This window comes from Streptococcus sp. k-163 (genome assembly GCF_013277555.1).
Classification (GTDB): Bacteria; Bacillota; Bacilli; order Lactobacillales; family Streptococcaceae; genus Streptococcus.
Map to the genome: position 1 here is coordinate 47,995 of NZ_VMND01000005.1, position 12,863 is coordinate 60,857.

Below are 12,863 nucleotides of genomic sequence, written 5' to 3' on the forward strand. Positions count from 1 at the left end.
ATAAAATGAAAAAATATTTGAGATTCTTGGTAACAACAGGTGACTTGTTTAATATTTTCATTCTTTTAATTGCTTTATTTTTATCTTATGTAGGGACCTTAACTATATATGAAAGTATTGATTTAAATTCGAAGTTTCCCTTTTTTTTGTATACTACTATTGCCACATTAGTATCATCTATACTGGATCCTATTTTAGAAATTGTAAAAGTTGAGTCGAAAAAGAAAAAGCTGGTAGTAATATCATTGGGAACTATAGTTAGCTTCGTGACTTTTTGTTATAGCTTTTATGATAATTCAATATTCGATAAACTTCAGTCAATCTCAAAACGGGGAGGTTTCTCGGCTATGTCTGTAGCGTTATTATTATTTAATCTGACTTATATAAACTATCAGCTACAAAAAATGAGAGAAAGAGAGCTAAATGAACAGAAACAAAAATTAAAAACCGCCCTAGAAAGAAACACTGAGCTTGAAAAGTGTGTATCAAAATTAGAAAGAAGAACGAATGAATAAATTAGCATTAAAATTATCCTCGCAAAAGAGTGACGATACTCTATATACAAATTGGCAAATTTCAAAATTATCTAATGATTTTAGTGAATTCTATTATAAATCAGTTTTATTACATGATATTTCTATCTATCTTAATCAAGGTGTTCTGAAAAAAGATGTTATTATTTTTAATTCATCTATAAAAATTAATAATCAATATACAAAATATAGAAGTTCAGAGCTTGATTTGAATAATCCTACTGATGTTGTGAAGTATTATCACCTAGGCTCTCCAATTTCTCTTTTTCCTAATAAACAAGTTTTAGTTTTACATGAATTTTTTGAAGCTTACAGAGTGTATTTTTCTATTACTAGTAAGTACAAGTTAAATTTAGGTAATAAGAGGGATGATTTATCGGAACTATTTAATATCTCTAGAGAATCTTCAGATGTATTGAATTTCAGTTTTGTAGAGTTCTTTAGTGAGAAAATAACAGAGAATAACGAACTAGAAAGTGATAATAGAAGGAAGTGTCTTCAGGAAATACAATCTAAGTTTAAAATTAGAGATAATGAATTGATAGAATTATTTAATAGTTTTGATGAAAAGCAATTATCTAAGCAGTTTGATTATATATTTAACCGATTTGAACGTCCAATCGTTGGTATCAAGATGGAAGATGATAAAATTAAGCTCTTAGGAAATGAGTTCTTTGTACAATCGAAATTTACTTATTCGAATGATCGTTTTTTGGAGACCAGATCAATAAGTCAAAATAGTCCTTTAGAGATGATACTTAATATGTCAATTATAGTCGTCCCTTATTTGTGGCTTATTTTGAGAGAAAAACGTGATGTGATGGAAATGCAAAATCAAAATGGTCAATTGGATCAAGAAATAGCAAGGTTGGATACAGAAATCAAAAATTTAGAAAAGATTTCTGAAGACGAAGATATTTCATTAAATCAATCAACTCCGTTACCTAATTTAAAAAAATCTGTAATACAAAAAGGTGAATCTGTACTAGATGAACTTGAAGCAAAAGTAATGCAAGGAGAAATAACAACATGATCAACCGTTACTCTCGCCCTGAGATGGCGAACATTTGGAGTGAAGAAAATAAATACCGTGCTTGGCTTGAGGTGGAAATCTTGGCTGACGAGGCATGGGCTGAGTTGGGGGAAATCCCTAAGGAAGATGTGGCTTTGATTCGTGAAAAAGCGGACTTTGACATCAACCGTATTTTGGAGATTGAGCAGGAGACGCGCCACGATGTGGTGGCTTTCACGCGTGCGGTTTCTGAGACGCTTGGTGAAGAGCGCAAGTGGGTCCACTATGGTTTGACTTCTACTGACGTGGTGGATACGGCCTACGGTTACCTTTACAAGCAGGCCAACGACATCATCCGCCGTGACCTTGAAAACTTCACCAACATCATCGCTGACAAGGCTAAGGAGCACAAGTTCACCATCATGATGGGTCGTACCCACGGTGTGCATGCTGAGCCGACAACTTTTGGTCTTAAATTGGCGACTTGGTACAGTGAAATGAAGCGTAACATCGAGCGTTTCGAGCATGCAGCTGCTGGTGTTGAAGCTGGTAAAATCTCTGGTGCGGTTGGAAACTTCGCCAACATCCCACCATTTGTAGAGCAATACGTCTGTGACAAACTGGGCATCCGTGCTCAGGAAATCTCTACACAGGTGCTTCCTCGTGACCTTCATGCTGAGTACTTTGCAGTTCTTGCCAGCATCGCAACTTCAATTGAGCGTATGGCGACTGAGATTCGTGGTCTTCAAAAATCGGAACAACGTGAAGTGGAAGAATTCTTTGCTAAAGGTCAAAAAGGTTCTTCAGCAATGCCTCACAAACGCAACCCAATCGGTTCTGAGAACATGACAGGTCTTGCGCGTGTTATCCGTGGTCACATGCTTACAGCCTATGAGAACGTCGCTCTTTGGCATGAGCGTGATATTTCACACTCATCAGCTGAGCGTATCATCACACCAGATACAACCATTTTGATTGACTACATGCTTAACCGTTTTGGAAATATCGTCAAGAACTTGACGGTCTTCCCAGAAAATATGATCCGCAACATGAACTCAACTTTCGGTCTTATCTTCAGCCAACGTGCTATGTTGACCTTGATTGAAAAAGGAATGACCCGTGAGCAAGCTTATGACTTGGTGCAACCAAAAACAGCTTACTCTTGGGACAACCAAGTAGACTTTAAACCACTTCTGGAAACAGATCCAGAAGTAACCTCACGCCTGACTCAAGAGGAAATTGATGAAATCTTCAATCCTCTTTACTACACTAAACGAGTGGATGATATCTTTGAACGTCTTGGACTTGGTGATTAATTAAAAAATAAACAGCGAGGTTCACAATCTTGCTGTTTATTGTTTATCGAAAAGACTCAGTCTTCTTTTCTTTTAGTGAGTCCGTAGGCTGCTAGTGTGGTCATGAGTCCTGCGACTACTAGTCCTGCAGAATGGTGACTTCCTGTTTCAGGAAGTTTTTTCTCTGTTGCCACAGGAGCTGGACCTTGAGGAAGAGCTTTGTTTTCCTCAGCAGGAACAGTTGTTGGAGCCGATTTGCCTGGAATCTCTAGTACTGATTTTTCTTCTGCCGCAGGAGTTGGCACACTTGGGATTTCTTGTGCTGGTTTTTCTTCTTTGACAGCGGCTTGTCCGTTTTCATTGCCTACATGTGTTACCAGAGTTCCGACTTCGACTACTTGTGTAACAGCTTCCTGCGCTACGACACTGGTAACCAATGTTCTAACTTCAGTTCCGTCTGCAGCCGTAGTTACAGAATAGAAGTGACTTATACGACCGTTTACACCTTCTGTTACGACACGGGATTGTCCTTTAGGCAATTGATCAGTTTCACGAGTGATGGTTGTAAATGGAATTTCTTCCTCTTGGATATCTAGTCTAGGTTTTGCATCACTAGTTGCTGCAAGACCATTTTCATCACCCTTGTGAGTTACAGGAGCACCAACTTCGACAACTTGGTTCACAGCTTCTTTGGTTACCTGGCTATCAAGAACGGTTTCTGTTGATTTCCCATTTTCTGTAAGAACAGATACGTAAGAAGTACGTTCACCTAGAACTCCAGCTTTGACAACTTTTTCTTGTCCAGCTGGGAGATTTGAATTGTCTTTCTTGATAACTTCAAACGGGATTTCTTCTGTCTTCACAAGAAGTTCTGGTCGGTTTTCAACGTTAGCAGCCAGTTCATTTTCATCTAGGCTTCCTAAGTGAGTGGCAGCTGGTTTCAGACCTTTAAGGGCAGTCTTTAGTTTATCTACTAGTGCGTCTAGTTCAGCTTGTTTGCTGCGGTTGAGGTTAAGGTTGAGTCCATCTTTTGCTGACTTGAGTGCGGCTAGGCTTTCTGTACTGTATCCGTCTAAGTTAGTCGGAATTTTAGTTAATTCTTCGCGGAGAGCATTATAATTAGCACGGAAGTAGTCTTTGTTGTGGTCTGCAAAGGCAGTCATAAGTTCAAAGATTTCCTCTTCCTTGTATTCAGCGCTTGGTTTATCTGCCCAGATAGCAAGCATACTTCCGACTGTTGGAAGGTCTACTTCAGGATATTTGGTAGAAGCAAGTTGATTGAATGGAACTTTACCAGAATTTTCAACTGCTTTTGAAAGAGGGTAGGCTTCATCTTGTTTGTGATTTCCTATAACATAGTACCAATCTCCGTTGGTATTAAGGAACTTATAGCCCTTGCTTGCGAGGTATTGAGGTGATGCAAGATTGTAGCCCCACCATCCTTTAGACCAGTAAGAAATCAAGACATCTTTGTCAAACTGAACATCGTCCTTGTCCTCATAGTAGAAGCCATCGTTGAAGGCCATTGGTTGTAGCCCTCTTTCCTTAGCCATAGTAGCTAGACTGTTAGAATAGTCTGCGAACTTGTTATAGAGTCCATACCATTTGAGGTAGTACCAACCTTGGGCGTTGGTCGCATCATTGGCATATTCATCTGTACCATAGTTGAAAATCTTTGATTTATCAGCAAAGTAATCCATGTATTTACCGATAAGGGCTTTGGTAAAGTTAAGAGCTTCTTGATTTTCAAGGTCCATGGTTGTTTTTGAGACCTTATCAAAGTTGGCTTGAGGATTCTTGATGCCAAGTTTTTCCATAGCAACCAGCATGGCATCCATATGTCCAGGACTATTGATAGCGGGAATTAGACCAATACCTTTTTCCTTAGCGTATTGAACAAGCTCTGTCACTTCTGCCTGTGTCAACGCAGTACCGTTTGGATCGTCGTAGTAAGCTTTCGTTCCTTCGATAATAGCTTTTTTAACGTCATCACTAGCATAAGTTTTTCCGTTGGCAGTAATGGTCATATCATCGAGTAGGAAACGAAGACCATCATTTCCTAGAAGGAGATGGGCATCAGAATAGCCGAGCTCGCTCGCCTTGTCTACGATGCGTTTGAGTCGATCTAAAGAGAAGTATTTACGACCTGCATCGATGGAAATGACTTTATTCTTATTAAGTTTTTCAAGTTCTCGTTTAGCATCTTCCTCTTTTTGAGCTTCTGGGGTGAAGATTAGCTGACTAACAGCTTCTTGAAGTTTTGCGATTGCTTGGTCAATCGTGTCTTGTTGAGCACGGCTGAGATTGCTATCCAGTGAACGGATTGCTTTTTCAGCTTCTTTGACCGCATTAACGCTTTCTGCAGTATAACGATTCAGGTCTTTTGGTACCTCGTTTAGTGCTTGTTCAGCAGACTGGTAGTCTGCAGCGAAGTATTCAGCATTGGCATTTGCAAAATGACGCATGAGCTTAAAGAGACGAGATGGAGAGTAGCGAGCAGATGGAGTATCAGCCCAAGCAGCTACCATACCACCGATGATAGGGATATCAGCTCCTTCAGTTTTTGGAACTGAAGTAATTGGTGTGCTCTTAATACCGTTCAAACCTTGATCAAGATTGTACCAACCTTGGCCATCAGCATTTCGTCCAAGAACGTAGTACCAAGCATCGTTGGTATTAAGGATTGGGTGACCTTTTTCAGCTAGTAGTTTAGAAGAAGCAACATCGTAGCCCCCCCAACCACCAGTCCACATTGAAACGATAATATCTTTGTCAAAACTACCAAAGCTTGTATCGCTATTATAGTAGATACCATCGTTGAAGGCCATTGGTTTGAGACCGTGTGATTTTACGATTCGGGCTAAGTCATTGGCATAAGAGATAAATTTTTCATATCCTTTTTCAGGGTAACCTTCATTTGGATAATATTTATCAGCTTGAAGCACACTCCAACCTTTAGCATTTGTTGCATCATTGGCGTATTCATCTAGTCCAATATTGAAGATTTCAGATTTGTTAGAGAAGTAGTTAGCGTATTTGTCAATCAGAGTTTTTGTAAACTCAACTGCTTGTTTATTATTTAAGTCAACAGTTCGTTCAGATTTTTTACCAAAATAATCAAAGTTAGGATTTTCAATACCCAGTTCTTTCATGGCATTGAGAATGGCATCCATATGTCCAGGACTATTGACAGTTGGAATCACTCCAATACCCTTGTCTTTGGCATAATTAATCAAATCTGTCATCTGACTTTCAGTTAGATGGTTACCATTTGGATCATTGTAATAAGAGTTTGTTCCATGTTCAATAGCGCGTTTGACATCATCACTTGAGTAGGTTTTATCGCCCACTTTCATAGACATATCATCCAGCATGAAACGGAGTCCATCGTTACCTACTAAGAGATGGAGGTCTGTATAACCATATTCTTTCGCCTTATCGATAATTTCTTTGAGCTGCTCAGGTGAGAAATATTTACGTCCAGCGTCAATTGAAACGATTTTTCGTTTAGCTAATTTTTCATTTTGAGTTGCAGCGCGTTCCTTTCCTGTCTCTGTTGCTGGTTTATCAGCTTCTGCTTTCGTCTCATCTTTTTTCGCTGGTTTATCCTTGTCAGCTTCTGACTTATCAGTCTTAACTATGTTAGACTCTTTAGAATCAGCATCTTTTAGCTCTTCCTTTTTAGGACTAAGATCCTCTGACTTTTTATCAGAAATTTCTTTTTCAGCAGAAGTTGGAGTTGCTACTTCTTCTTTCTTACTAGGAGTTGAACTCACTTCCTCTTGCGCTTGCGGTTTTTCTTCTGTTTTTGGAAGATTCGCTAGCTTATCAGTAGATGGAGTTTCTGCTTCCACAGTTTTTGAAGCTTCTGGTTGAATCTCTGCTTTAGGTGTTTCCTCAGTAGTCAGATTTTCAGATGCTTGAGGGGAATCGGAAACCGTATGGATGGTCGGTTGGTTTTCCGTAGTAGTGGGAGTAACTCCATCGGCTGCAACAGCCTGCGCTTGGAAAGCAAATCCAATTAGAACAGAAGCAGCTCCTACAGCATATTTACGAATGGAAAAACGCTGTTGTTTTTCATGTTTCATTGCAAAACCTCCTGATTGCATTTTAATATTGATAACGTTTACACAATTCAACAATTTTATTTTATTTGTTACGTTAACAGGAGTCAAGTAGGATTACTTTAAAACTATAATAAGTATAAAAACTAATAAAAATTAAGCATACAATTCTATTTATTAACATATCTATAGGTAGTGTAATTCGATCTTATTTCTATAAAATATTCTACAAAATATAGAAGGCTATACAAAAAAGTAAGCGTTTTCTTTTTATTGTGGTATAATATGTATAGAAAAAAGCCCAAGCAAGGCTCAGGCTTTCTTCTTAGTGATCACGGTCACATGAAATGAATTTGATTTTGTAATAATCCGCTCGTTTATAAGTTTCGCTGTATGCGAGAACTTGACCAGTAGACTCTAGCTTAGTAGTCTTGGTTTGTAAAACGGTTGGGAATTGCTCATCGACTCCGAGGACCGAAGCCGCATGTTCTGGAGTTGGAAATGCTATTTCATTGATTTCTTCAAAATGTTCATCATTCATGTGAATGTGGTAATCTGATTTGAAACGGTTATAGATAGAACTATAATATTCAAGATTTGGATAATTTGCGTTGATGTATTGTTCTGGGATATATGATGTGTGGTAGATGTATGCGACACCATTTGTTTCGCGGACACGTTCAATCTTGTAGTAGAACTGATCACCACGTAATCCAAGTTTTTCCAAGTAGTTTAGTTTATTTCCGCGTTCAATAGAAAGGACGGTCACCTTATCATCTTTAGTTTCAAAAACTTCTACATCTGAAAACTCTACGAGTTTGTGTTTGCGTGCGCGTGAAACGAATGTACCCTTTCCTTGTTGGCGGACAATATAACCATCTTTGGCAAGGTCGTTTAAGGCACGGACAACTGTGATAGAACTAACATCATACATTGCAATCAATTCAGCTTCAGTGTAAAATTTATCTCCACTTGCAAATTGCCCAGAGATGATTTTGTTCTTTAATTCATCTTTTATATATTGATATTTTGGAATTGCCATAATTTCACCTCGATTTTCCTTCTCCGTTAAAGATTTTACCATAAAAACGGAAAGAATAGTAGTCTTTTGAATAAAAAAATTAGAATAATAGACTATAAGGTTAATTTACATATAAAAAAGGAGATTTTATACATTTTTATACATGCTAGCTACTTGAAGCTATCTGTCTGTAAAATCTATATCTTTATAAGTTTTTTGTGTAAAAGTTGGTAAAAAATGAAAAAAATTGTGAAAACCTATTGACAAATGCAGGATATTGAGATATATTTACTATATCAACAAATGAAAGCGTGAACTTTAATTGTCAGAAGGTAATAACATGACACGATTTGAGATTAGGGACGATTTCTATTTAGATGGGAAACCGTTCAAGATTTTGTCCGGCGCCATTCATTATTTTAGGATTCCGCCAGAAGATTGGTATCATTCTCTCTATAACTTGAAGGCTCTTGGTTTTAATACGGTAGAGACTTACGTTGCTTGGAATCTACACGAACCGAGTGAGGGTGAGTTTAACTTTGAAGGAGCTCTGGATTTGGAGAAATTTCTCCAAACAGCACAAGATTTAGGCCTCTATGCTATTGTACGTCCGTCACCATTTATCTGTGCGGAGTGGGAATTTGGTGGTTTACCGGCTTGGCTCTTAACCAAAGATATGAGGATTCGTTCCTCAGACCCAGCCTATATTGAGGCTGTTGGTCGCTACTATGATCAGCTCTTGGCACGGTTGGTTCCACATTTATTGGACAATGGTGGCAATATCCTCATGATGCAGGTTGAAAATGAGTATGGTTCTTATGGAGAAGACAAGGCTTACCTGAGAGCAATTCGACAGCTGATGGAGGAGCGTGGCGTAACCTGTCCCCTATTTACATCAGATGGTCCATGGCGAGCTACTCTGAAAGCTGGAACCTTAATCGAAGATGATCTCTTTGTAACAGGGAATTTTGGTTCTAAGGCACCTTACAACTTTTCACAGATGCAGGAATTCTTTGATGAGCATGGCAAGAAATGGCCACTTATGTGTATGGAGTTCTGGGATGGTTGGTTTAATCGTTGGAAAGAACCGATTATCACACGGGATCCGAAAGAATTAGCAGAAGCTGTTCGTGAGGTATTGGAGCAAGGCTCTATCAATCTTTACATGTTCCATGGTGGTACAAACTTTGGCTTCATGAATGGTTGCTCGGCTCGAGGGACTTTGGACTTGCCACAAGTTACATCATATGATTACGATGCTCTTCTTGATGAAGAAGGAAATCCAACTGCCAAATATCTGGCAGTCAAGAAGATGATGGCGACACATTTCCCAGAGTATCCGCAGTTAGAACCACTTTACAAAGAGAGTATGGAGTTGGATGCTATTCCACTAGTTGAAAAAGTTTCCTTGTTTGAAACCTTGGATAGTCTGTCAAGTCCTGTAGAAAGTCTCTATCCTAAAAAGATGGAGGAATTGGGACAAAGTTACGGCTACCTACTCTATCGAACAGAAACAAACTGGGATGCAGAAGAAGAAAGACTTCGTATCATTGACGGTCGAGATAGGGCCCAGCTTTATGTCGATGGTCAGTGGGTTGAAACCCAATATCAGACAGAAATTGGGGAAGATATTTTTTATCAAGGTGAAGAGAAAGCGCTGTCTAGATTGGATATCTTGGTAGAAAATATGGGGCGTGTCAACTATGGACATAAGTTCTTAGCAGATACGCAACGTAAGGGAATTCGGACAGGGGTTTGTAAGGATTTGCACTTCTTACTAAACTGGAAACACTATCCACTTCCACTAGATAATCCTGAGAAAATTGATTTTTCAAAAGGATGGGCAGAAGGACAACCAGCCTTTTACGCTTATGACTTTACAGTCCAAGAGCCAAAAGATACTTACCTAGACTTATCTGAGTTTGGTAAGGGAGTTGCCTTTGTCAATGGGCAGAATCTAGGACGTTTTTGGAACGTCGGCCCAACCCTCTCGCTTTATATCCCTCATAGCTATCTTAAGGAGGGTGCCAACCGCATCATTATCTTTGAGACAGAGGGTGAATATAAAGAAGAGATTCATTTAACTCGTAAACCTACACTAAAACATATAAAGGGGGAAAATTTATGACAATTGTAGGATGCCGTATCGATGGACGTTTGATCCACGGACAAGTAGCCAATCTTTGGGCAGGGAAACTAAATGTTTCACGTATTATGGTTGTAGACGACGAAGTTGTCAACAACGATGTTGAAAAGAGTGGTTTGAAACTTGCGACACCACCAGGTGTGAAATTGAGTATTTTGCCAATTGAAAAAGCGGCAGCCAATATTCTTGCTGGAAAATACGATAGCCAACGTCTCTTTATCGTGGCTCGTAAACCAGACCGTTTCCTTGGTTTGGTAGAAGCAGGTGTACCACTTGAAACCCTTAATGTTGGGAATATGTCTCAAACACCAGAAACTCGTTCTATTACACGTTCTATCAACGTAGTAGACAAGGATGTGGAAGATTTCCACAAACTAGCAGAAAAAGGTGTTAAATTAACTGCTCAAATGGTTCCAAATGATCCAATTTCAGACTTTTTGAGCTTATTAAAATAGGAAAAAATTTTTAGGAGGTCATTGTTATGATACAATGGTGGCAAATTTTACTTCTCACTTTGTACTCAGCTTATCAAATCTGTGATGAGTTGACGATCGTTTCATCTGCAGGTTCCCCTGTATTTGCTGGTTTTATTACTGGTTTAATTATGGGAGATGTGACTACTGGTCTGCTTATCGGTGGTAACTTGCAACTGTTCGTTCTTGGGGTTGGTACCTTCGGTGGTGCTTCTCGTATTGACGCAACTTCTGGTGCGGTTCTTGCGACAGCCTTCTCTGTTTCACAAGGAATTGATACAGCACTTGCGATTACAACAATCGCTGTGCCAGTAGCAGCTCTCTTGACTTACTTCGACGTTCTTGGACGTATGACTACTACCTTCTTCGCTCACCGTGTGGATGCTGCAATCGAACGCTTTGACTACAAAGGAATCGAACGTAACTACTTACTTGGTGCGATTCCTTGGGCTTTATCTCGTGCCCTTCCAGTCTTCTTCGCGCTTGCCTTTGGTGGTGCCTTCGTACAATCAGTGGTAGACTTAGTTGAAGCATATAAATGGGTTGCAGATGGTTTGACACTCGCAGGACGTATGCTTCCAGGTCTTGGATTTGCAATCTTGCTTCGTTACCTTCCAGTTAAACGTAACCTTCACTACCTTGCAATGGGATTTGGTTTGACAGCTATGTTGACTGTTCTTTACTCATATGTAACAGGTCTTGGTGGCGCTGTTGCTGGTATCGTAGGTACTCTACCGAAAGATGTTGCTGAAAAAATTGGCTTCGTGAACAACTTCAAAGGATTGTCTATGATTGGTATCTCTATCGTAGGTATCTTCCTTGCAGTGCTTCACTTCAAAAATAGCCAAAAAGTAGCTGTAGCAGCACCTTCTACACCATCAGAAAGTGGGGAAATCGAAGATGACGAATTCTAATTACAAACTTACAAAAGAAGATTTTAATCAAATCAACAAACGTAGCTTGTTTACTTTCCAATTGGGTTGGAACTACGAACGTATGCAAGCTTCTGGTTACCTTTACATGATCTTACCTCAATTGCGTAAAATGTATGGGGATGGAACTCCTGAATTGAAAGAAATGATGAAAGTTCATACTCAATTCTTCAATACTTCACCATTCTTCCACACAATCATCGCTGGTTTTGATCTTGCCATGGAAGAAAAAGATGGTGTAGGTTCAAAAGATGCCGTTAATGGTATCAAGACAGGTTTGATGGGACCATTCGCTCCTCTTGGAGATACAATTTTTGGTTCACTTGTACCTGCTATCATGGGATCTATCGCAGCAACTATGGCTATCGCTGGCCAACCATGGGGAATCTTCCTTTGGATCGCAGTTGCAGTAGCGTATGACATCTTCCGTTGGAAACAGTTGGAATTTGCCTACAAAGAAGGGGTTAACCTTATCAACAACATGCAAAGTACCTTGACAGCTTTGATTGACGCTGCATCTGTACTTGGTGTCTTCATGATGGGTGCTCTTGTAGCAACAATGATCAACTTTGAAATTTCTTACAAATGGGCAATCGGTGAGAAGATGATTGACTTCCAAGATATCTTGAACTCAATCTTCCCACGCTTGCTTCCAGCAATCTTTACTGCCTTTATCTTCTGGTTGCTTGGTAAGAAAGGTATGAACTCTACTAAAGCTATCGGTATTATTATCGTACTTGCTTTGGCTCTTTCTGCCTTTGGTAAATTTGTACTTGGAATGGGCGCATAATTTATGGCTAAATCATTAATTTTGGTGAGTCATGGTCGTTTCTGTGAAGAGCTTAAAGGTAGCACAGAAATGATCATGGGTCCACAAGACAATATTCATGCAGTGGCTCTTCTTCCAGAAGATGGCCCAGAAGAATTTACTGCAAAATTTGAAGCTGCTATTGAAGGATTGGATGATTTCCTAGTCTTTGCGGATCTTCTCGGTGGAACACCATGTAACGTGGTAAGTCGTTTGATTATGGAAGGTCGTGATATTGACCTTTACGCAGGGATGAATCTTCCAATGGTGATTGAATTTATCAATGCGAGTCTTACAGGCGCAGATGCGGACTATAAGAGCCGTGCTGCAGAAAGCATCGTGAAAGTCAATGACCTGTTAGCGGGCTTCGATGATGACGAAGATGAATAAGATGTGACAACGTGAAAATCACAGGGAAAATAGGTGATAGGAGGATGGAGCGATGCTCCGACGATAATCGGTCTTTTTCCCAAAGATTTTAGTTGGAACTCGATTCAATAAGATGTGACAACGTGAAAATCGTTAGAACATTTTATATAGAATATACATGGGAATGGGGCTTACTCCCATTCCCATCTT

Annotated in this window: 10 protein-coding genes; 8 read left to right on the forward strand and 2 right to left on the reverse strand. The window is 39.4% G+C overall.

The window, feature by feature from the left end:
• Positions 1-5 precede the first annotated feature (5 nt).
• From HT731_RS01585 to purB, 3 genes are read left to right on the forward strand one after another with little or no spacing between them, the layout of a single operon-like run.
• On the forward strand, positions 6-515 hold the full coding sequence (locus HT731_RS01585) for a hypothetical protein (RefSeq protein ID WP_173277398.1): 510 nt from the start codon (positions 6-8) through the stop codon (positions 513-515).
• On the forward strand, positions 508-1,566 hold the full coding sequence (locus HT731_RS01590) for a hypothetical protein (RefSeq protein WP_033679489.1): 1,059 nt from the start codon (positions 508-510) through the stop codon (positions 1,564-1,566). The genes HT731_RS01585 and HT731_RS01590 overlap by 8 nt, the downstream gene beginning before the upstream one ends.
• Positions 1,563-2,861, forward strand: coding sequence for an adenylosuccinate lyase (gene purB, locus HT731_RS01595; protein WP_173277400.1), 1,299 nt, complete (start codon positions 1,563-1,565; stop codon positions 2,859-2,861). Before HT731_RS01590 ends, purB begins: the two co-directional genes overlap by 4 nt.
• A 56-nt stretch (positions 2,862-2,917) precedes the next feature.
• Here the strand turns inward: purB and strH are convergent, their stop codons facing one another.
• The gene (gene strH, locus HT731_RS01600; RefSeq protein WP_173277402.1) at positions 2,918-6,928 is read right to left on the reverse strand and encodes an LPXTG-anchored beta-N-acetylhexosaminidase StrH; all 4,011 of its coding nucleotides are present in this window, start codon (positions 6,926-6,928) and stop codon (positions 2,918-2,920) included.
• A gap of 301 nt (positions 6,929-7,229) precedes the next feature.
• The gene (locus tag HT731_RS01605) at positions 7,230-7,946 is read right to left on the reverse strand and encodes a GntR family transcriptional regulator (protein ID WP_001007190.1); all 717 of its coding nucleotides are present in this window, start codon (positions 7,944-7,946) and stop codon (positions 7,230-7,232) included.
• A gap of 319 nt (positions 7,947-8,265) precedes the next feature.
• On the opposite strand from HT731_RS01605, the gene HT731_RS01610 reads away from it, so the two are divergent.
• The 5 genes from HT731_RS01610 to HT731_RS01630 are packed head-to-tail and all read left to right on the forward strand — an operon-like array spanning position 8,266 to position 12,674.
• Positions 8,266-10,053, forward strand: a complete 1,788-nt coding sequence (locus HT731_RS01610; protein WP_125451605.1) for a beta-galactosidase — start codon at positions 8,266-8,268, stop codon at positions 10,051-10,053.
• Complete coding sequence (locus tag HT731_RS01615) at positions 10,050-10,526, forward strand: PTS system mannose/fructose/N-acetylgalactosamine-transporter subunit IIB (RefSeq protein ID WP_000156973.1); 477 nt, start codon at positions 10,050-10,052, stop codon at positions 10,524-10,526. The genes HT731_RS01610 and HT731_RS01615 overlap by 4 nt, the downstream gene beginning before the upstream one ends.
• A gap of 26 nt (positions 10,527-10,552) precedes the next feature.
• Complete coding sequence (locus HT731_RS01620) at positions 10,553-11,458, forward strand: PTS mannose/fructose/sorbose/N-acetylgalactosamine transporter subunit IIC (protein WP_000617013.1); 906 nt, start codon at positions 10,553-10,555, stop codon at positions 11,456-11,458.
• Positions 11,445-12,266 carry a PTS system mannose/fructose/sorbose family transporter subunit IID gene (locus tag HT731_RS01625; protein WP_140834244.1) on the forward strand — a complete coding sequence of 274 codons (822 nt, stop codon included), beginning with the start codon at positions 11,445-11,447 and terminating at the stop codon, positions 12,264-12,266. The genes HT731_RS01620 and HT731_RS01625 overlap by 14 nt, the downstream gene beginning before the upstream one ends.
• A gap of 3 nt (positions 12,267-12,269) precedes the next feature.
• Positions 12,270-12,674 (forward strand): PTS sugar transporter subunit IIA, encoded by a 405-nt coding sequence (locus HT731_RS01630; RefSeq protein ID WP_001129932.1) that lies wholly within the window; start codon positions 12,270-12,272, stop codon positions 12,672-12,674.
• Positions 12,675-12,863 lie beyond the last annotated feature (189 nt).